General features: G+C 41.5%; 22 protein-coding genes. 9 read left to right on the forward strand and 13 right to left on the reverse strand.

Translation table 11 applies throughout. The features are described 5' to 3' along the window. Positions 1 to 56 precede the first annotated feature (56 nt). Entirely contained in the window at positions 57 to 674 is a 618-nt protein-coding gene (lexA, locus tag KK487_RS14730; RefSeq protein ID WP_008114166.1) for a transcriptional repressor LexA, read from the reverse strand. Between the two features lie 198 nt (positions 675 to 872). Here lexA and KK487_RS14735 point away from each other — a divergent pair, with 198 nt between their 5' ends. Then, a complete protein-coding gene (locus tag KK487_RS14735) occupies positions 873 to 1,316 on the forward strand; it encodes a PaaI family thioesterase (protein WP_013466144.1) in 444 nt (147 codons plus the stop codon). 29 nt (positions 1,317 to 1,345) lie between these two features. Here KK487_RS14735 and KK487_RS14740 read toward each other — a convergent pair whose 3' ends face one another. After that, on the reverse strand, positions 1,346 to 1,726 hold the full coding sequence (locus KK487_RS14740; protein WP_013466145.1) for a hypothetical protein: 381 nt from the start codon (positions 1,724 to 1,726) through the stop codon (positions 1,346 to 1,348). A gap of 252 nt (positions 1,727 to 1,978) precedes the next feature. Between KK487_RS14740 and KK487_RS14745 the strand changes: the two genes are divergently transcribed. Beyond that, positions 1,979 to 2,632 (forward strand): endonuclease, encoded by a 654-nt coding sequence (locus tag KK487_RS14745; protein WP_028834827.1) that lies wholly within the window; start codon positions 1,979 to 1,981, stop codon positions 2,630 to 2,632. Between the two features lie 39 nt (positions 2,633 to 2,671). Here the strand turns inward: KK487_RS14745 and hmpA are convergent, their stop codons facing one another. Further along, positions 2,672 to 3,853, reverse strand: coding sequence for an NO-inducible flavohemoprotein (gene hmpA / locus KK487_RS14750; protein ID WP_028834826.1), 1,182 nt, complete (start codon positions 3,851 to 3,853; stop codon positions 2,672 to 2,674). Between the two features lie 165 nt (positions 3,854 to 4,018). Between hmpA and norR the strand changes: the two genes are divergently transcribed. After that, complete coding sequence (norR, locus tag KK487_RS14755) at positions 4,019 to 5,584, forward strand: nitric oxide reductase transcriptional regulator NorR (RefSeq protein WP_028834825.1); 1,566 nt, start codon at positions 4,019 to 4,021, stop codon at positions 5,582 to 5,584. Between the two features lie 5 nt (positions 5,585 to 5,589). Here the strand turns inward: norR and KK487_RS14760 are convergent, their stop codons facing one another. Next, positions 5,590 to 6,486 (reverse strand): LysR family transcriptional regulator, encoded by an 897-nt coding sequence (locus KK487_RS14760; RefSeq protein ID WP_028834824.1) that lies wholly within the window; start codon positions 6,484 to 6,486, stop codon positions 5,590 to 5,592. Positions 6,487 to 6,602: 116 nt separating this feature from the next. Here KK487_RS14760 and KK487_RS14765 point away from each other — a divergent pair, with 116 nt between their 5' ends. Then, positions 6,603 to 7,169 carry an NADPH-dependent FMN reductase gene (locus KK487_RS14765; protein ID WP_013466150.1) on the forward strand — a complete coding sequence of 189 codons (567 nt, stop codon included), beginning with the start codon at positions 6,603 to 6,605 and terminating at the stop codon, positions 7,167 to 7,169. Positions 7,170 to 7,176: 7 nt separating this feature from the next. On the opposite strand, the gene KK487_RS14770 is transcribed toward KK487_RS14765, so the two are convergent. Next, on the reverse strand, positions 7,177 to 7,620 hold the full coding sequence (locus tag KK487_RS14770; protein ID WP_013466151.1) for a tellurite resistance TerB family protein: 444 nt from the start codon (positions 7,618 to 7,620) through the stop codon (positions 7,177 to 7,179). Between the two features lie 95 nt (positions 7,621 to 7,715). Between KK487_RS14770 and KK487_RS14775 the strand changes: the two genes are divergently transcribed. Continuing rightward, positions 7,716 to 8,096 carry a hypothetical protein gene (locus KK487_RS14775; RefSeq protein ID WP_013466152.1) on the forward strand — a complete coding sequence of 127 codons (381 nt, stop codon included), beginning with the start codon at positions 7,716 to 7,718 and terminating at the stop codon, positions 8,094 to 8,096. Between the two features lie 74 nt (positions 8,097 to 8,170). Here the strand turns inward: KK487_RS14775 and KK487_RS14780 are convergent, their stop codons facing one another. Continuing rightward, the gene (locus tag KK487_RS14780; protein WP_028834823.1) at positions 8,171 to 8,767 is read right to left on the reverse strand and encodes a hypothetical protein; all 597 of its coding nucleotides are present in this window, start codon (positions 8,765 to 8,767) and stop codon (positions 8,171 to 8,173) included. A gap of 385 nt (positions 8,768 to 9,152) precedes the next feature. On the opposite strand from KK487_RS14780, the gene KK487_RS14785 reads away from it, so the two are divergent. Then, positions 9,153 to 9,446 carry a hypothetical protein gene (locus KK487_RS14785; protein WP_036957068.1) on the forward strand — a complete coding sequence of 98 codons (294 nt, stop codon included), beginning with the start codon at positions 9,153 to 9,155 and terminating at the stop codon, positions 9,444 to 9,446. Positions 9,447 to 9,497: 51 nt separating this feature from the next. Here the strand turns inward: KK487_RS14785 and leuD are convergent, their stop codons facing one another. The 5 genes from leuD to fabR all read right to left on the reverse strand — a co-directional run bounded on the left by leuD (position 9,498) and on the right by fabR (position 15,193). Continuing rightward, on the reverse strand, positions 9,498 to 10,097 hold the full coding sequence (gene leuD / locus KK487_RS14790) for a 3-isopropylmalate dehydratase small subunit (protein WP_028834822.1): 600 nt from the start codon (positions 10,095 to 10,097) through the stop codon (positions 9,498 to 9,500). Beyond that, complete coding sequence (gene leuC / locus KK487_RS14795; RefSeq protein ID WP_008465616.1) at positions 10,097 to 11,497, reverse strand: 3-isopropylmalate dehydratase large subunit; 1,401 nt, start codon at positions 11,495 to 11,497, stop codon at positions 10,097 to 10,099. The genes leuD and leuC overlap by 1 nt, the downstream gene beginning before the upstream one ends. Before the next feature lie 56 nt (positions 11,498 to 11,553). Beyond that, positions 11,554 to 12,630 (reverse strand): 3-isopropylmalate dehydrogenase, encoded by a 1,077-nt coding sequence (leuB, locus tag KK487_RS14800; RefSeq protein ID WP_013466156.1) that lies wholly within the window; start codon positions 12,628 to 12,630, stop codon positions 11,554 to 11,556. Beyond that, a complete protein-coding gene (gene leuA, locus KK487_RS14805; protein ID WP_036957067.1) occupies positions 12,627 to 14,180 on the reverse strand; it encodes a 2-isopropylmalate synthase in 1,554 nt (517 codons plus the stop codon). The genes leuB and leuA overlap by 4 nt, the downstream gene beginning before the upstream one ends. A gap of 395 nt (positions 14,181 to 14,575) precedes the next feature. Continuing rightward, positions 14,576 to 15,193 (reverse strand): HTH-type transcriptional repressor FabR, encoded by a 618-nt coding sequence (fabR, locus tag KK487_RS14810; RefSeq protein ID WP_013466159.1) that lies wholly within the window; start codon positions 15,191 to 15,193, stop codon positions 14,576 to 14,578. A 130-nt stretch (positions 15,194 to 15,323) separates the two neighbouring features. On the opposite strand from fabR, the gene KK487_RS14815 reads away from it, so the two are divergent. Both KK487_RS14815 and sthA read left to right on the forward strand, forming a co-directional pair. Continuing rightward, positions 15,324 to 16,457, forward strand: a complete 1,134-nt coding sequence (locus KK487_RS14815; protein ID WP_013466160.1) for an acyl-CoA desaturase — start codon at positions 15,324 to 15,326, stop codon at positions 16,455 to 16,457. 13 nt (positions 16,458 to 16,470) lie between these two features. Then, a complete protein-coding gene (gene sthA / locus KK487_RS14820; RefSeq protein WP_016900074.1) occupies positions 16,471 to 17,901 on the forward strand; it encodes a Si-specific NAD(P)(+) transhydrogenase in 1,431 nt (476 codons plus the stop codon). A gap of 73 nt (positions 17,902 to 17,974) precedes the next feature. Here the strand turns inward: sthA and hemE are convergent, their stop codons facing one another. After that, the gene (hemE, locus tag KK487_RS14825) at positions 17,975 to 19,039 is read right to left on the reverse strand and encodes a uroporphyrinogen decarboxylase (RefSeq protein WP_013466162.1); all 1,065 of its coding nucleotides are present in this window, start codon (positions 19,037 to 19,039) and stop codon (positions 17,975 to 17,977) included. A gap of 507 nt (positions 19,040 to 19,546) precedes the next feature. On the opposite strand from hemE, the gene KK487_RS14830 reads away from it, so the two are divergent. Continuing rightward, positions 19,547 to 20,017 carry an Rsd/AlgQ family anti-sigma factor gene (locus KK487_RS14830; RefSeq protein ID WP_013466164.1) on the forward strand — a complete coding sequence of 157 codons (471 nt, stop codon included), beginning with the start codon at positions 19,547 to 19,549 and terminating at the stop codon, positions 20,015 to 20,017. A 59-nt stretch (positions 20,018 to 20,076) separates the two neighbouring features. On the opposite strand, the gene fkpA is transcribed toward KK487_RS14830, so the two are convergent. Then, positions 20,077 to 20,829: an FKBP-type peptidyl-prolyl cis-trans isomerase gene (gene fkpA / locus KK487_RS14835; protein ID WP_013466165.1), complete on the reverse strand. Its 753-nt coding sequence runs from the start codon at positions 20,827 to 20,829 to the stop codon at positions 20,077 to 20,079. Positions 20,830 to 20,887: the final 58 nt, after the last annotated feature.

Genomic DNA, 20,887 nt, shown 5'->3' on the forward strand with positions numbered 1-20,887 from the left:
TGCTGCTAACAAACCCAGCGCCTAATCACTATTAAGCGCTAAATTATGCTTTAATACTACATCCAGTCAGCGTTACGAATAACACCTACCGCTAAGCCTTCAATATTGAACGACTCATTTTCTAAATCGACCTCAATAGCTGAAAACTCATCATTTTCAGCATGTAAGAGTACTTTTCTGCCCGCTTTTTCTAAACGCTTCACGGTTACATCGTCGTCAACACGGGCAACAATAACTTGTCCATTTTCGGCAACTTGGGTTTTATGCACAGCAAGTAAATCACCATCCATAATACCAATGTCTTTCATACTCATACCGTTAACACGCAATAAAAAATCGGCCGCAGGTTTAAACATTAAAGGGTCAATTTTACAGTGGCTTTCTACATGCTGTTGCGCCAATATAGGCTCACCGGCAGCCACCCTGCCAATTAAAGGTAAGCCTAACTGCTCTGGCTCCTCTTCTTCAACAAGCTGAATGCCCCGACTCGCGCCTGGCTTCATTTTAATCACACCTTTTTTGGCCAGTGCTTTTAAGTGTTCTTCTGCAGCATTCGCACTTTTAAAACCCAGTGTTTGTGCAATTTCGGCACGTGTAGGAGGCATACCAGTGTCTTTAATAAACACTTTAATGAGTTCGAGTATTTGCGCTTGGCGTTTCGTTAATGGTCGCATACAACTGGTTTTCCATACAGTACAATTAACTGTGAGTATATACAGTTATTTAAAAATCGCAAATATAAATTAATGCCTTATATGCCGTTATCATCAAACAATAACCTACTTTAAAAGCAGGGTGATAAATGTAATTATTAGCAACGCATTATCATATTAATAAATTTTAATTCTCAATTACTTATCCAAGGAGCTAGCATGAGTATTTGGCATCAACCGATTACATTAGAGTTTTGTAAGCAATTAGATCAAGGTATTACAGGCCAAGGGACACTCATGAAAACCATGGGAATAGAAATCAGTGAAATTGGTGATGACTACTTAGTGGCAACTATGCCGGCAATTCCAGAGCATCATAACCCTATGGGTATCGTTCATGGTGGTGCAAATGTGGTGCTTGCTGAAACAGTAGCAAGTTATGCCGCTAATTTTGTGGTTGATTTCAATCGGTTTTATTGTGTTGGCCAAGAGATCAGTGCAAGTCATTTAAAGGCATCACGCAATGGCACATTAACGGCCACAGCGAGAGCTTATCATATCGGCAAGCGCAGCTCGGTTTGGGATATTAAAATAACCAATAGCCGCAATGAGCTTTGCTGCGTATCACGTATGACCGCAGCCGTAGTAGAGCGAAAAGGCTAGTAAGTCAATTAACCAAGGTTGAAATTAAATTACTTTTCGAAAGGGTAAATAGTAATTTCTACGCCTGCACCAATTGCAGATATACGTAACAAGGTATCTGCATGTAAGGCTTGGTTAAAGCATTTTGGCGAAGTGCCAGACTCAAACCCAATATCGAAAGTTCTGCGTGAACAACTCAACCATTGCTTTAATGCATTGCGTGAACACGACTCGATTAACTCACACAAGTGATTAATCGCTTTATCTGGCGTGGTTATTTCACCTGCAACCTCAATGCGAGCAAGTTGACGGTATTCGTCTTTATCATAATGTAAAATAGTTGCGACCTTTTTTAAATCAGCAACTAATACGCTAATATCTTGCTTTGACTCAAGCTCTAGATCTACATTTAAAAATTGAATTTCCGACATTATCTCGTTTTTACCCTCTATTAATCTCATTGCAAACTTTAACGCAGTTTTACCGTTATACCAAATCAACAACGCAGGAATCACTGCATTAACGCGTTTTTAGCGTTAGCCTCTGAATATTGCCCACTATTTACTCCTAAAAAACGCCCTACACAAAATACGCAAATTAAAATTAAAGCATGCCGGCGGCAGTTTACTTTTTTATTCTAGGCCTTAAACTAGCCGCTCCTGTAGTTCACGTATGTGATGGATATGATTCGGTTTATTTTAGCTTTGTTGGCTTGCTGTGCTTGTTTTTCAGCAATGGGCGAACAATTTACGCGGTTTTCGAGTGCCAAAAAGCACTTAATTAATACCCTTCCCGAAAACGCTAAAAGTATTTATTGTGGTTGCGATATAAAAAAACAAGGCAAAAAGTTGGTACCCGACCCTACCCATTGTGGCTACGTGCCTCGCAACACACTAACCCGCTCAGGCAAAGTAAATCAACGTGCCCTGCGAATTGAATGGGAACATATTGTCCCTGCATGGGAATTTGGTCACCAGTTACAATGTTGGCAAGATGGTGGGCGTAAAAACTGCCGCAAAGTTAGCGCTAAGTTTCGCTTGATGGAAGCCGATATAAACAATTTAGCCCCTGCAATTGGTGAAATTAACGCCGATCGCTCAAACTACCGCTTTGGCATGTTAGCCCAAAACGCGACGCAATATGGTCGCTGTGAGGTTAAAGTTAATTTTAAACAACGTGTTGTTGAACCGCCTGTTCATGCACGTAAACGCATTGCCGATGCGTACGCTTACATGCAAAAAACGTATGGTTTAAAAATTTCAGCTAAACAACAAAAGCTATTTAATGCTTGGCAACAACAAGCTTATGCTGCTAACACAAATAGTAAAAAGCTGTAAGTTTAAATTAAAAGCGTGTAACACACGCTTTTAATTAACCTATAACGCTTGGTGTGGTCCAAATATTTCGTAGTGAATGTTTGAGCTTTGCACACCTAAATCAAGTAGCTGGCCTTTTACGTAAGCCATAAATGATGCTGGTCCACACAAATAAAATGCCCCTTCGCTAATAGGTAATGATGCCTCAAGCACCGATAAATCCATTAGCCCAGTGAAATCACACTCCTCGCCACCTTGATTAAACCAAGTAAATGTTTTTAGCTGTGGATGCATTGCCGTTTGCTGCGCTAAATACCCTTTAAATGAAAATTCGCGGCTGTTTTCACACGCGTGCAAATAACTAATCGCTTGATTTTTATCACCACTAAGTAGCGTTTGCAGCATCGCCATCATCGGGGTTTGGCCAACGCCTGCTGAAATAAGTACCACTGGAGTTGCCTCATTTTTTAAAATGAAATCTCCCGCTGGCGGGTATAACTCTACTCGTGCGCCTTGCTCTAGTGAGTGTAAATAATTAGACACCACGCCAGGCTTTGGTTGGCACTCTTTTTTAACGCTAATACGATAGTTTTTAGCATTGCTCTTTTGCGAAATAGAATACTGGCGGATCTCTTCATATTCTGCGCCCTCAGGCTTAACTTTAATGCCAATGTACTGTCCTGGCTTGTAGGTAATAACTGCTTTACCATCCACAGGTGTCAGCGTAAAACTAGTTACGAATTCAGATTCAATATGTTTATCAGTAATTTCAAACTGGCGCGTGCCTGCCCAGCCACCATGGTTGTTTTTACTGTGCGCATACAATGCCGCTTCTTCGGTAATACAAATATCAGCAAGTACACCGTAGGCTTCGCGCCACGCATATTCAACATCGGCAGTAAACTGCTCAGGAATAAGCTCTTTTAACGTACCGATTAAATGTGCGCCCACAATAGGATAATGCTCAGGTAAAATATTTAAGCTGGTATGCTTATGATTAATTCGCGCTAGCGCCTCTTTTAACACGGCTAAATTATCAATATTTTGCGCGTACGCAGCCAACGCATTAAATAATGCAAATTGCTGACGACCCGTTTCTTGATTAGTCATATTAAAAATATGTTTAAGCTCGGGATTATGACTAAACATGCGCTTGTAAAAATGATCGGTTACGACCGTACCTGCCTCTGCAAGCAATGGCACCGTGCTTTTAACTATTTGTATGGTTTTATCGGATAACATGTTTATTTCCTATGTAATAACTAACTGCTTGCATTTAGCATTACACAGAGTGTGCCAACCAATTAAACCTATAATATTCAAAAGGTTAAATTAACTCGCTTTACAAAATGGGTCTTTATGACCTACTATAAAACCTGTAAAAATACACTAAAAGGTCATTTTGACATGAACCAACAATTCAACCTGACGCAAGTTGCATTAGAACTTGCGCAAAGTACGTTACATGCTCACAGTTTTGAGCAACTTTTAGCCACGGTTGAACGTGTTATTCCCAGCGATGCCAGTGCATTATTAATTCGCCAAGGTGAGCAATTAAAACCCTTAGCCATTAAAGGGCTTATGCCCGATAGCCTAGGACGACGTTTTGATATTGCGGAGCATCCTCGCCTTAAAGCCATCTGCAGTAGTCGTTTGGCTCTGCAATTTGCACATGACTGTCCACTACCTGATCCATACGACGGGCTACTACTGGCTAAAACCGGTGATATTCCAGTGCATGCCTGCTTAGGGTTACCCCTTTATGATAAAAACGCACTACTTGGCATTCTGACCTTTGATAGCCTTAACGCCAATGCGTTTGACGGTATTACCACTGATACACTCAACACCTTACAAACCTTGTGCAGTGCGCACTTTAAAACAGCCCTAGAGCTTGCCCATTACAAACAACATGCGCAGCACTCTAGTGAATTAGTACAAGCGTTAAACCGTGAGGCGCTCAAACGTGATGGTGGTGAAATTATTGGCCAAAGCTCAGCAATACAAACGCTTAAAAATGAGATAAAACTGGTTGCGGCATCAAACTTTAGTGTCCTTATTTTAGGTGATACTGGGGTCGGCAAAGAGTTGGTGGCACGTAATATTCACTTACACTCCGCACGTAAAGATCAGCCATTAATTCATTTAAATTGTGCATCACTGCCTGAAAACCTCGCAGAAAGTGAATTTTTTGGCCATGCAAAAGGCGCTTTTACCGGCGCCCAAAATGCCCGCCAAGGTAAATTTCAGTTAGCCGATGGCGGCACCTTATTTTTAGATGAAATCGGCGAGCTGCCTCTGGCTATGCAAAGTAAATTATTACGCGTACTGCAAAGTGGCGAAGTACAAACCGTTGGCGAAGATGAACTTAAATATGTCGATGTTAGAGTGATTGCAGCAACCAATCGCGACCTAAAACACGAAGTAACACAAGGACGGTTTCGCGCCGATTTGTACCATCGATTAAGTGTTTATCCACTCACAGTCGCTCCATTGAAAGCCCGTGATGAAGATGTTATTTTATTAGCCGGTTATTTTGCAGAAAAAACAGCCCGCAAGCTCGCTATTAAACAGCTAAAACTCAGTATTGAAACGCAACTGCTGCTTAAAAAATATGACTGGCCAGGCAATGTGAGGGAGCTTGAGCATGTGATTAATCGGGCTGCATTAAAGGCTAAACAACATCAGTGGCAGCAACCAATTATTACTATTGAACCTGCGCATTGTGAGCTAAATTTAAGCGATGTTAACACCTTAGCTCTTGAACACTCAAACCAGCTTGTAATCCCACCTTTAGCAAACAACATTTCGTTAAAGCAAGCCACAGATACCTATACTCAGCAACTTATAATACAGCAACTTAAACAACATAATTATAACTGGGCAAGCACAGCGCGTAGTTTACAGGTCGACCGCGCTAACTTAACGCGGCTAGCCAAGCGCTTAGGTGTTTCAATAAAAAAATCGTTGTAGCCTTTTTAACTTAACTTTCGCTGCTTAAAATAATTTTTTAATAGCTGACTAAACGCTTGAACTTTTGCCGTTCGATGCACTAAATGATGCGTAACCAGCCACAAATCGGTTGGCCAACTCAGTTCATTAGGCAGTACAGGGACTAAATCAGAGTATTGCGCTGCAACATCATGCTGTAATCCGCCAATACCGAGTCCTTTAACGATGGCGCGGGTCGCTTCTGAGGTTTCTGACACTCTTAGCTTAACTTGCGACGGGGGAATATTTTCATCAACCCATGCAAAGTAAGGCACTTTGGCATTATACCCTGCTACACCTGACACAAAGCTATGCAGCGATAGTTGCGCTAATGTTTGTGGCAACCCATAACGGCTAATGTAATGCTTTGATGCATAAAATCCTGACGAGAGCGCCGCTAAATGCTGAGCAATATAATCACCCTCATCCGGTCTGGGTCCAGCTCTTACTGCGATATGTGCTTGGCCATGATCTAAACGTAAGCGTTTTTGATCCATAATCACTTGTAATTGCACTTGCGGATGCAAGGTTTGAAACTGCTCACACACCTCACTTAATACATCAATAAAGCCACTAACTGTGGTGAGTAACAAGCTACCTTGCAAGGTGCTATCTGCAGCAATAATGTCATTATGTAGGCGCTCTAGTTCACCATTAATCGCTTGTGCTGTGGTAAATAACTTAGCGCCAATTTCTGTGACTTTGTAGCCGCGAGCATGGCGATGAAATAGTCGCGCATTTAAGCTTTTTTCTAAGTTATTTATTCGCCTGAGCACCGTACTATGGTGAACATCTAACACTTCGGCCGCGGCAGTTAAAGTACCTAAGCGCGCTACCTCGTAAGCAACCTTCAGGTCTTGCCAATCATTAAATTGAATTGCCATGATAACTACTCTTTAATCTGTGCATATACGCACACAAGTTTTGCGTTTATTTGGCTTTTCTGCAAGTGATTATTTGTTAAAGTCACATTATACAAACTCATTATCAGGAGCAGCTCATGACAACACCAAAAATTATTGCCCTAGCAGGTAGCTTACGTAAAGATAGCTTTCATCAAAAACTCATTAACGAAGCGGCACGCTTTGCTTTAGAAAGTGGCGCTGAAGTAGAAGTGATTAAACTCGCAGACTTAGCCATTCCTATGTTTGATGAAGATCTCGAGGCACAAGGCACACCAGCCGGTGTACAACAACTTAAAGACAAACTTCGCGCAGCCGATGGCATTTTGCTGGCCAGCCCAGAATATAATGGCTCTATTACCGCCGTGTTAAAAAATGCTATTGATTGGGCATCGCGCACCGAACAAGGCGCAGAGCCTGCATTTGCAAATAAAGTAACCGCGTTATATGCAGCCTCACCAGGTGGGTTGGGCGGTTTACGGGGCTTAAATCATGTGCGTGATATATTATCAGGCATTGGCAGCTTAGTATTAGCGAACCAACTGGCAGTACCGGCTATTCATACTTTATTAGATGACAACGGTCGAATTAGCGACCCCGCTACCGCTGAAAAAGTGGCTGGTCTTGCACAGCAGTTAGTTAGCGTAGCAAGTAAGCTTAAATAAGCAGCCACTATAACTTTGTTGCTGCAAGCTTTGCAGCAATAAAGTCTTCATGGGTAACATACAATAAATTAGCAACACGACGAATAACGTATTCTTCTTGTGGATCAAGTTCTCCATCGGAGTACGCTAAACGCCAAAGTAATTCAACTATATCAATGCGTTGCTGTGCACTACATTGATTGTTAATTTGCTTAGAAAATTGAAAATAATCAATGGCGTCATCTAAGCTTGCACTTGCTTGCTCGGTTAACTCATCTACTGCTTCATCCGTTAAATCAAAATATTTTTTTAATGTTAGACTTAGCGTATGTTGCTCATCAGCCTGTAAATCGTTATCCGCTCGCATTACCTCAATTAATAATGCGGCAACCGCTGTTTTTAAATCATGTTGTTCAATATCATAATCTTGCTGATCAATACTCGAAAAAAGCTGTTTAATTTGCTTGAACATCACATTTCCCCTTTTTGGGTGTTAGACTTATATCATAACGGGTTTAATAGATATGCTGATCACACTACCCAAAATCAAGATGGAGTTAAAGGTTTATGAGTATAAAAGCCAATCATTACATACATGGAATTATTAGCTGGTGTTTATTAACGGGGTGTTTGAGTGTGTCGGCAGAGCAAAGTGAAATGCAGCGACTTTATGATTTTGATGAAAAGGTGCATTATAAGCAAACTCAAATAGACACTAACAATTACCACCTAGAAATACAGTCTGACGACTACCCACATTTTAGAAACCAAAGTGTGTTTTTGTTGCGCCACGCAAATCGTTTATGTCACGATAATCCTTTTATGTTAAAAGTGACTGAGGGCGTGCAGGAGTACCAACGCTTTCCAACTAAACCGCGTGCTTATCAGCCACCGCTCAGTGTATTTGTGCAGTGTGAAATGCCTGCAGAAAAAACCTCAAAAAAATAACACCTCGTTATTTTCAGTAAAACCACTGAGTATTAAAATAGCCTGTGGTTTTACTGTAGTTAACCTGAACTAAGTTAGTTAACGCCATATCCCCACGGCGCAGCCGGTGGTGTGATAGGTTTAGTTAAATCAAAATCAACACGGAATTCGCGACCTTGGCGAATAAGTCGATAAGTGAACTGTTCAGGGTAAATATACATTTGCCATGTATTGCCTACCGATTGCGGTATGCCTTGGCTAACAAATAACTCTTTTGAATACTGATCTGCAGGGAATGACTGCATATTAGCAAAACCCGCATCCACAGTATGACCGCCATACATAGTAGACACATCATCGCTGCCATCTTTATGGCGATGATCGTGCTTTAGGCTCAAACCACTACCTGTTTTAGTAATGATCCACGTACGTGAAGCATCATCACCGACATGAAACGGCACCTGTAACTCACGGTCATTACACTTACGCACATGCATAATTAACTTTTTATCGGCAAATGAACTCGGCCCTGTTGCATTATCAACCGTTACTTTACCCTCGAAAGCTTTACCGCAGTGAGCAGCAATACTATTGAAAAAGCTATCATGACTTGGAATTGATACCAAAGGCGCTGGACGTGCTAATGCAGCAGTGGATGCCAGCATAAACGCTGCAGCTGTTAATAATTTCATAATGTGTCCCTAAACATGTAAAAAATCAGCTTAGCGTTTAAGCAAACACAAAGAAAATAATCACGATGAACAGCAATAAAAATTAACAGAACAATAGGGTTTTACTTTAATTAATTAGTAAAAAAATATCGCTTGAAAGAAGATAAGAAATTAAATATTGTTGTTTGATAAAGGGGAAATAACTAATACCAATTCGCTTAATTAAGCGGTCTATTTTGAGGCAGGAAAAACGGGGTGATAGCTAGGCAAAAAATTCGCTATTTAGTTGTTCGAAATTAGAATTTTTTAACACAGATAGCGACACGTTTAGCCCCGCAAAATGATTGAGTATTATTGCGGATTGGTATAAACGTAAAGCCAGTTTTAGCGCGGAGCACATATTTAAATGGAAAAATATATCGGCTTAATAATCATCGTATTACTATTAATTATTCAAAATCGCTACACTCTGCACATATATCAACACCTTGCTGAGCAGCACCCAGAACAATGGAAAAAATTATCACAAAATTCATTAGATGGGACACCCTATGCCAATCTTGCTGAGTCATTTAAAGATGGTTTTTTTTCGACTATCAACGACCCAAAGGTAGTCCGCTACCAGAAATTTAAAACTCTCAATTTATTACTAATTGCAATGATTACATTAGCAAGCTTATTGCGTGGTTTTTTAATATAAGCGATTAAAAAAGCGCAACCTAAGTTGCGCTCCAGTTTCATATGTAAAAGGTTACTGCCACGGTCTCTCTGCGGCTAACTGCTTTTCAAACGCATCAATTTGCGGATTGAGGGTTTCGGTTACACCAATAAAGTCTAAGCCACTTAATAAACGCTCTTTCACGTCTTTGCGAATATCAAAGCGAATTGGCGCAAACTTATTGCTGGTAAGTAACTGGTTTTCAAGATCCACATCAATGTGAATATCGTCGTGCTGCTCACTTAACACAAATAACTCTTCCAGCGTTTGCGCTGGCAATGTAATAGCAAGCATTTGATTGTTACCACAGTTATTAAAGAAAATATCAGCAAAGCTTTCAGCTAAAATCACTTCAAACCCATATTGCTTTAATGCCCATGGTGCGTGCTCGCGTGATGAGCCACAGCCAAAATTATCGCGGGTTAATAATATTTGCGCACCTTGGTAACAAGGACGATTTAAAATAAATTCAGGGTTTGGCTCGCCATTATCTAAATAACGCCAATCGTAAAACAGTGCTGCATCAAAACCATCACGGCTGGTTGAAGTTAAAAACTGCTTAGGAATAATTTGGTCGGTATCGACGTTGTTTTTATCAAGTGGGGCCATTAAGCCGCTAAAATAGATGCTCATTAAGCTTCTCCTCTAATATCAACAAAGTGACCATGTATTGCAGCTGCTGCCGCCATTGCAGGGCTCACTAAGTGTGTACGCCCGCCGCGCCCTTGGCGACCTTCAAAATTACGATTCGAGGTGGAAGCACAGCGTTTACCAGCTCCTAAACGGTCATCGTTCATAGCTAAACACATCGAACAACCCGGCTCGCGCCACTCAAACCCTGCAGCTTTAAAAATATCGGCTAAGCCTTCATCTTCAGCTTGCTGCTTAACTAAGCCTGAGCCTGGAACAATCAGCGCTTCAATACCAGCTAAAACCTGTTTACCTTCAACAATTTTTGCTGCAGCGCGTAAATCTTCAATGCGGCTGTTGGTGCATGAGCCAATAAATACCGTGTCTACTTTGGCGCTTGATAGTTTATCGCCCGCTTTTAAGCCCATGTATTTAAGCGCACTGCGAATTGCATCGGCTTTAATTAAATCGGTTTCTTTATCTGGATCTGGAATACATTCATCAACGCCAATCACTTGCTCTGGATTAGTCCCCCAAGTAACTTGCGGTTGAATACTGCCTGCATCTAACTCTACTTCTAAATCAAAATGAGCACCATCATCCGTTTTTAAAGTTTCCCAGTAGGCAACAGCGGCATCAAAATCAGCACCTTTAGGTGCAAACGGGCGCCCTTTTAAGTACTCGTAAGTGATTTTATCTGGGGCAATTAAACCTGCCTTGGCACCCATTTCAATGCTCATGTTACACAATGTCATACGGGCTTCCATTGATAGAGCTTCTATGCCTTCACCACAAAATTCCGCCACATAGCCAGTGCCACCAGCAGTGCCTAGCTTACCAATAACCGCCATAATTAAATCTTTAGCTGTTACTGTAGGGCGTAATACACCGTTAATTTGAATTTTTAACGACTTCGCCTTTTTTTGCTGTAGCGTTTGCGTAGCTAATACATGCTCAACCTCTGAGGTACCAATACCATGTGCCAAGGCACCAAACGCACCATGCGTTGAAGTATGACTATCGCCGCAGACTATAGTGGTACCTGGTAAAGTAATCCCCTGCTCAGGGCCAATAACATGCACTATGCCTTGGTTTACTGAATTTAAGTCGTACAGCAAAATGCCAAATTCTTTACAGTTTGCATCCAGTGCCATTAATTGATTTTTAGAGACTTCGCTGGCTGCATCCAGTGAACGACTTTTAGTTGAAACATTATGATCCATGGTGGCAATGGTTTTTTCTGGACAACGCACTTTACGATTTTTTTCACGTAAGCCTGCAAATGCTTGTGGTGACGTCACTTCGTGTACTAAATGACGGTCAATATAAAGTAAATCGGTTTGCTCATTAATACTGGCAACGGTATGTGCTTGCCAAATTTTATTGTATAAGGTTTGGGCCACTTGCTAACTCCCTGATCTGATTGAGCCACAGCCTGACGGTGCTGTGGCTTTAATAATTAAATGCGTGAAACGATGGCCGCTGCTACATCGGTGGTGGTATAGCCGCCCTGCGGATAAATATCTGGCGTTCCCACACCGGCTTCAACCGCCTCTGCGACTGCTTTTTCAATCGTACGAGCCGCTTCGTCTTGGCCTAATGAGTAACGTAGCATTAATGCGGCACTTAAAATTTGTGCGATTGGGTTTGCCACCCCTTTCCCGGCGATATCAGGCGCTGAACCACCCGCGGGTTCATACAAGCCAAAGCCTGATTGATTCAAACTTGCCGACGGTAATAACCCCATCGAACCGGTGATCATGGCGCACTCGTCCGATAAAATATCACCAAATAAATTATCGCAAAGTAATACATCAAACTGGCTAGGTTGCTTAACCAGTTGCATCGCTGCGTTATCTACATAAATGTAATCTAAGCTCACTTCTGGAAAGTCTTTACTCACTTCGGTTACCACTTCGCGCCATAAAACGCTTGATGCTAAAACATTGGCTTTATCAACCGAGGTCACATGATTGCTGCGCAACTTAGCGGCCTCAAAAGCAAAACGTGCAATGCGCTCTATCTCTTTACGTGAATAAGTTTGCGTATCAAATGCAGTTTCTTCTGCCCCTTCGCCACTGCGGCCTTTCTCACCAAAATAAATACCACCCGTTAGCTCGCGCACACATAAAATATCAAACCCTTTTTCGCTAATATCAGCACGTAGTGGTGATGCAGCGCTTAATGCGGGTAACAACTGAGCAGGGCGTAAGTTACAAAACAAACCAAAGTGCTTGCGCAGTGGTAACAATGACGCGCGCTCCGGTTGGTCATTCGGTGGTAAATGTTCCCACTTAGGGCCACCCACGGAGCCAAATAAAATAGCATCGGCGTTTTCACACGCTTTTAAGGTCGTATCAGGAAGTGCTTTGCCAAATTCATCAATGGCAGCGCCACCAATAGCATGGTGTTCACGGTTCAGAGTAAAGCCAAACTTATCACTTACTGCATCAAGCACTTGCTCTGCAGCTGCCATAACTTCTGGGCCAATACCGTCGCCCGCTAATACGGCAACGCTGTAATGTGTTTTACTCATCCTGCTTTCCTTTGTTGTTTTAAATCAGACACTTTTTGTGCTCGATAAATTAAGTTATAAACCCGAACCATAGCGCGTACTGAGGCTTCGACCACATCGGCCGCAATACCGGCACCGTGATAAGGACGGCCATCATATTTAGCAATAATATTCACTTGTCCTAATGAGCTTGCACCTTGGCCGGTGGCCTCTAAATTGTATTCAATCATTTCAACGCTCATACCAGTTAAGCGCTCAATGGCTGCAAATGAGGCTTCTACCGGGCCGTTACCTGTGGCCGCTTCTTGTTTTGCTTCGCCATCAATCAACAAACCTATCGTTGAGCTGGCTACCGATTGAGAGTTCGACGTAGAGTGAACAAACTCTAATTGATATTTTTCATCTTTGTCACTGATTTGATTAAAGTAAATCATTGCTTCTAGGTCGTAGTCATATACTGTGCCTTTTTGGTCAGCTAACGCAACGAAACTTTGGTATAAGCTATCCATGTCGTAATCAGATTTTTGATAACCTAACTCTTCTAAGCGATGCTCTATAACATGACGCCCTGAACGCGAGGTCATATTTAATTGATTACTTGGCACACCCACACTTTCAGGTGACATAATTTCATAGGTATTTTGCGCTTTTAATACACCATCTTGGTGAATACCTGAACTGTGGGCAAACGCATTTTCGCCAACAATCGCTTTATTTGGCTGTACCGGCATATTACAAATTTTGGCTACTTGGCGAGAGGCGCGGTAAATTTCTTCGCTTTTTATATCGGTATATACGTTTAAATGGTCTTTGCGCATTTTCATGATCATCGCCACTTCTTCAAGTGAACAATTACCCGCGCGCTCCCCTATACCATTAATGGTGCATTCGATTTGGCGCGCACCGGCTTGAACGGCAGCAACAGAGTTAGCAACGGCTAAGCCTAAGTCGTTATGGCAATGCACACTTAAACGGGCTTTATCAATATTTGGCACGTTGTTCATTAAATGACGGATCATTGCTGCGTATTCATCTGGCGTTACAAAACCGACGGTATCTGGCAAGTTAATCGTGGATGCACCGGCATTAATAGCTTGCTCAACTATTTTGCATAAATCCCAATGTGGTGTACGTCCTGCGTCTTCACATGAAAATTCCACATCATCAGTGTAATTACGGGCAAGCTTGATTGATTTAACCGCCATCGCGGTTGCATCATCTAAGCTCATACGTAGTTTATGCTCAAGGTGTAAAGGGCTGGTTGCAATAAAAGTATGAATACGGCTTTGCTGTGCACTGCGAAGCGCCTCGCCACAGGCTTCAATATCTTTGGCAACCGAGCGTGCTAAGCCACAAATAATAGGGCCTTTTACTTCAATGGCAATTCGCTGCACTGAGCGAAAGTCAGCGGGGCTCGAAACCGGAAAGCCCACTTCCATGACATCCACATTTAAGCGGCTAATGGTATGCGCTAGTTGAATTTTATCATCTTCAGTCAGGCTTGCTTTAAGTGCCTGTTCGCCATCACGTAAGGTGGTATCAAAAATCCATACTTTATCTTGCTCTTGCATAACTGCCCCTCATTCCTGTGTTACCCAAATTTCGATTTATCCCTGCAGCGAGATAAAAAAAACCCCGCAATTGCGGGGTTTTGTTGTTTAGCTCAATGCAAACACACTAATCCCCGCTCACTTGCCACAGCAGTAAGAGGTTTAGTTTTAGTGTAATTAAACGATTAGTTTGCATTTGTTTTCTTGTGTGTGTGTCCAATGAGGCTTATTTTTATCATTGCAGCGCAGTAGGTGCAAGCATAAAAATGCCATAAAAATAATTACACAAGACTTTTAAGGGATTTTAAATTCAATAAATAGATAAAAAAGAGATAAAGAATTCAACCTTGGAGGGCGTGGCGTTTAAATTAACAAGCACCGTAAAGTACAGTGCTTATTTTAACTTTTTTTAATATTTACTCTTTCTTTTCTGCGCGTACGTAATTTGACGCACCACGAGTAATATAGCGTAACTGCCAAATAACTCGCTCAATTAATTCATCGCGTTGCTGACCTTCAATATCTAGCGCTTCGGCGCCAGCATTAAATACCAACGTAACCATAGCCTCTGCCTGAATATACGCATGAATCGCATCACAGGGCGTTTCACTTTCTAAATAATGAGCAAGCTCTAAAATAAAGTGTTTCACTTCACGTGCTACTGCCGCTCTAAATGCTTTTGAGGTACCTGAGCGTTCACGCAGCAATAATCTAAATTGATTACTAGAGTTATCAATAAACTCCATAAAAGTAACCACAGACGTATTTATTACACTGCCGCCACTGGCTATTCGCCTACGAGCTTGACGCATCAGCTGACGCAGCGTTAAACCCGCTTCATCAACCATGGTTAAACCTAGCTCGTTCATATCTTTAAAGTGACGGTAAAAAGAGGTGGGCGCAATACCGGCTTCGCGCGCTACTTCACGCAAGCTCAAATTTGAAAAGCTATGATCAGCACTAAGCTGATTAAAAGCAGCTTCAATTAATGCTTGTCGTGTTTTTTGTTTCTGTTGTGCTCTAACGCCCGACATCAACAGCTCCCTGAATGAATTTGTAATAAATTTTTAATTAAAAAAATAGCTAATAGTACAGTCTAATACTTGACGGCAGCAGATTGAAATATTATTTTAGCGTACAGTTGTACGCTGAGAAATGAGAAAGATGAAAAAACCACCACTTATATGGACCAACGTCCTTTTCTTTAGCCTGACGTTTTTGGCTGCTGTTACACTTGTACCTTGGTATGGGTTTAACTATGGCTTTACAGGCACACAATGGGCTGCTTTTGTAGCTTGCATGTTTTTCGCGGGATTATCGATCACTGCGGGTTACCATCGTTTATGGGCGCACAAAACCTACAACGCACACCCGGTCGTTGAATTTATTTTTGCCTTAGGCGGCGCGTTTGCTTTGCAAAACAGTGCGCTGCATTGGAGCAGCGATCATCGTATTCACCACGGTCAAGTTGATGACCCTGTAAAAGACCCTTATGCCGCTACCAACGGCTTTTGGTATAGTCACATAGGCTGGATGCTGCGCGACTACCAAGGCGATAGCTACGGTGATTACAGCAATTGCCGCGACCTACAACGCAATAAAATAGTGATGTGGCAACATAAACATTACTTAAAGCTGGTAGTTGCCATGAATGTTGGTTTACCACTGGTATTAGGTTTAATGTTAGGTGATGTGTGGGGCATGTTATTACTAACGGGACTACTTCGTTTAGTACTGAGCCAGCATTTTACCTTTTTTATTAACTCTGTTGCGCACATTTGGGGTTCTCGCCCTTACACAGAAAAAAATACCGCACGCGATAACGGCTTTTTAGCCTTATTTACTTATGGCGAGGGTTATCATAACTTTCATCATATTTTTGCTAGCGATTACCGCAACGGCATTAAGTGGTTTCATTACGACCCAACTAAATGGATGATCCGCTCGTTAGCTGCACTTGGTTTAGCGAGTAAATTAAAGCGCACACCGGTTGAGCGCATAGAAAAAGCTAAAGCAGAAACCTTGATGAGCAAAACACAAGGTCGCCTCGCAAAATTGCCTTTAGCGCAAGATAAGCTTACATTATTACAACAAGAGTACGATTTGTTGCTTAAAAAACTGCAAAATTATTGCTCATTACAAAAACAAGTGTTGGAAGCTAAAAAAAATAATATGGCAAAGCAGTGTGAAAAGTCGGCATTAATGGCACAATATCACGAGCTTGAGGCCGCCTGGGAAACACAAAAACAGGCATGGCTAGCACTTAATGCGAGGTTATTAAAAGCCTCTTTTAGTTAAAATAGGAGTGGCTGTGGCCAAACAACCAGAAAAGAAAAAAGTACCCGTGACATACCAATATGATGCAATCATTATTGGCACGGGTCCTGGCGGTGAAGGGACCGCTATGAACCTCTCTAAAAGTAACAAAAAAGTAGCGGTTATTGAACGCCAAACAGCCGTGGGTGGTGGCTGTGTACATTGGGGTACCATTCCTTCAAAGGCACTTCGTCATTCTGTTAGTCGCTACATTGAATACAAAGCAAATCCTTTATTTAACGTAGGCGAGCGTCCGGTAAGACTTACCTTTCCTGATATTTTACGCCATGCCAGTTCGGTAATTTCAAAGCAGTCAAACTTACGCAGCAGTTTTTACGATCGTAACCGCATTCATATGTTTCAAGGCGACGCTAGCTTTGTTGATAAGCACACTATTGAAATTAGACGTAATGACGGTTCTACTGAGCGCCTTACTGCACAAACGATTGTTATTGCTACCGGCTCACGACCTTATCGCCCACCAGGGGTGGATTTCACCCACTCACGAATTTACGAAAGTGACACTATTTTAGGCCTTGAACACGACCCGCATCGCGTACTTATATACGGCGCGGGTGTAATTGGTTGTGAATATGCGTCTATCTTTAAAGGGCTAGGTGCCAAAGTCGACTTAGTGAATACTCGCGATCGCTTATTGGCGTTCATGGATGCTGAAATATCTGATGCATTAAGCTATCACTTTTGGAATAGCGGTATTGTAATTCGTCATAACGAAGAGTTTGATCGCATTGAAACCCGTGATGACTGCGTTGTTATGCATTTAAAATCGGGCAAACGTGTTAAAGCTGACTGTATTTTATTTGCCAATGGCCGAACAGGTAACACTGATACCCTTAATTTAGAAGCCATTGGCTTAAAAGCAGATAGCCGCGGACAGATAAAAGTAAACGAAACCTACCAAACAGAAGTAGACAATGTATACGCGGTAGGTGATGTTATTGGCTATCCAAGCCTTGCGAGTGCTGCCTTTGATCAAGGTCGAATTGCCGCAGATGCCATCGCGTGTGGTAATTGTGATGAAAAGCTGATTATTGATATTCCAGCCGGTATTTATACTATTCCTGAAATGAGTTCTGTCGGTAAAACAGAGCAGCAATTAACTGCTGCAAAAGTACCGTATGAAGTGGGACGTGCGCAATTTAAACATTTAGCCCGCGCGCAAATTGCAGGCACCGATGTGGGCAGTTTAAAAATATTATTTCATACAGAAACCAAAGAAGTACTCGGCGTGCACTGCTTTGGTGAGCGTGCCTCTGAAATTGTGCATATTGGCCAAGCTATTATGGAACAAAAAAATGGTGGCAACACCATCGACTACTTTGTAAATACCACGTTTAACTACCCAACGATGGCAGAAGCCTACCGAGTTGCGGCGTTAAATGGTTTAAATCGCTTGTTTAAGTAATATTAAGCACTAGGTAACAAAAAGCCCGCTTGAATCAAGCGGGCTTTTTTAATAACTCATCGTTATTTAGAAACTATTTATGATATTGCGCACTTAATTCATGCACGGCGTTAATGAATACACCGGCATTTTCTGGGTCAACATCTGGTGTAATACCGTGGCCTAAATTAAATACATGGCCATTGCCAGTACCAAAGTCTTCTAAAATAGTACCAACCTCTTGGCGAATACGATCAGGCGTACCATGAAGCATTGATGGGTCCATATTACCTTGCAGTGCAACTTTATCGCCAACACGACGTTTAGCATCACCAATGTTAATAGTCCAATCTAAACCTACTGCGTCACAGCCCGTTGCGGCAATCGCTTCAATCCACTGACCACCATTTTTGGTAAATAAAGTAACCGGTACTTTACGGCCATCGTATTCACGAATTAAGCCATCAACAATTTTATGCATGTATTGCAATGAAAACTCATTGTAATCACGCGGGCTTAGTACACCGCCCCATGAGTCAAATACCATTAGCGATTGCGCACCCGCTTTAACTTGCGCGTTTAAGTAATCTATCACCGAATCAGCTAGTTTATCGAGTAATAAATGCAGTGTTTGCGGCTCAGCAAACGCCATTTTTTTGATTTTACCAAATACTTTACTGCTACCACCTTCAACCATGTAAGTTGCAAGTGTCCAAGGCGAACCAGAAAAACCAATTAATGGCACTTCGCCTTTAAGTTCACGACGAATAGTGCTCACTGCGTTCATTACATAGCCAAGCTCATCGGTAGGATCAAGTTTAGGAATTTTTTTAACATCAGCTAGTGACGAAATTGGGCGTTCAAACTTAGGGCCTTCGCCTGTTTCGAAGTACAAGCCTAATCCCATTGCATCGGGAATAGTTAAAATATCACTAAACAAAATAGCTGCATCTAATGGGTAACGGCGCAAAGGCTGTAATGTTACTTCACAGGCTAACTCAGCATTTCTACACAGGCTCATAAAATCGCCCGCTTGTGCACGTGTAGCACGGTATTCAGGTAAATAACGTCCTGCTTGACGCATCATCCATACCGGCGTGACATCAACAGGTTGCTTGGCAAGGGCACGTAAATAACGGTCGTTTTTTAATTCGCTCATAGCGTATAGAGTCCTAGGGCTTTTAGAAATTGTGCAAGATTGTACCACCATATTCACGCCCCCTCTATCGCTAAGCGATTAAATCGCTACAGAGTAGCGCTAGATCAAGTAATTTTTAATTTTCATGTTACTTTGTACATAAAACAACCAAACAAACGTTAATAATAAAAACTTTTCATTAAACTATTTGCAACATCTAAAAAAGCTTGATATTGTATCTCCCGCGTTAACAAAACAATAACAAAAATTGTTAATATAAAAATAATAAAAATCTCTAATAAAAATAAGAATGCTTGTTTAAACAAGTCTAATAAAGAAATTAAACCACCGTAATAGGTGGTTTTTTCTTGCCTGGAATAAATTACTTACAACTTATACCCTTAAACAAAATTCCCTCTGGTATTACATCTATTTTACTTGTTGATATACACGCCAATTAAATATATCTTGGATAACATAAGTTTTATTTTTAATTTAAAAAATCCAACCCAGCTTAGGAGAAGAATTATGCTGAAGCGTGTAGAAAAAGCTCAACAAAAGTGGGGGGGTAGCCATACGGTCATCGATAATTGGTTAAACGAACGCCAAGAGTTGATTGTGCTTTACTGTAAAATTGCAGGCTTTTCACCTTATGAGAAAAAAGATCAGTCTTTGCCTGAACCATCACAAATTCAGGCATTTTGCCAAATTTTAATGGATTATTTATCTGCCGGCCACTTTGAAGTGTACGACGATATTGCTAAAGCCTGCGAAAAGAAAGGCCTAGAAAGCCAGCAACTCGCTAATACGATATACCCACGTATTTCAGATACCACTGACATCGCTCTGGATTTCAACGATAAGTACGCTGAGGTAGACGCTGAAGATTTACTAGAAGGCTTTGATAACGATCTTTCAGTAATGGGTGAAGCACTCGAAGCGCGCTTTGCACTTGAAGATGAGCTGATTGATAACTTATTTTCTAATCACACTGACTAATTAGTTATTCAACGTAATAAAAAAGGGACCTAAGGTCCCTTTTTTATTATCTATAACGCTTATTCTGCAGCGGCAGCTGCTGCATCATTTTGAATTTCTAATAATTCAACTTCAAAAATGAGTGTTGAATTAGCAGGAATTTTACCTAAGTCACGATCGCCGTAAGCAAGGTCTGAAGGAATAGTAAATTTGTACTTAGACCCTACAGGCATAAGTTGTAAACCTTCAGTCCAACCAGGAATTACACGGTTTAGTGGGAACGTTGTCGGCTCGTTACGTGAGTAAGAGCTATCGAACTCAGTACCGTCTAACAATGTGCCTTTATAATGTACTTTAACCACATCAGTTGCTACTGGTTTTGCGCCTTCGCCTTCGCTCATTACTTCGTACTGTAAACCAGACTCAGTAACCATCACGCCTTCTTTTTTAGCGTTATCAGCTAGGTATTTTTCACCTTCAGCTTTGCTTTTTTCAGACTCTACTTTTGCTTTTTCTTCTTGTTTAGTACGCACTGATTCGTCTAATGCTGTTAGTACTTCACGAATTTTCTCTTCGTCAATTTTTGCATTACCCGCAAGTGCATCTTCAAAGCCTCGCATTAATAAAGCTTGGTCTAATTCAATACCAATTTCTTTTTTATCCGCTAGGTCTTTATTTAAAAAGTTACCCACAGATGCACCAATACCGTACGCTTGTTGCTGTGCTACAGTATCTAGCTTAACGTCTGCTTGCTCTTTTTTTGCTTCTTGATTACAAGCTGTAAGCGCTAAAACTGACGCTGCAATCAATGACAATTTAATCGTCTTTCTCATTTTAAATCTCCGACACACTTTGCAGTTGCCATTTATTGTAATATTACTAGTTAAAGAT

The organism is Pseudoalteromonas sp. SiA1 (assembly GCF_018732205.1).
GTDB lineage: Bacteria > Pseudomonadota > Gammaproteobacteria > Enterobacterales > Alteromonadaceae > Pseudoalteromonas > Pseudoalteromonas tetraodonis.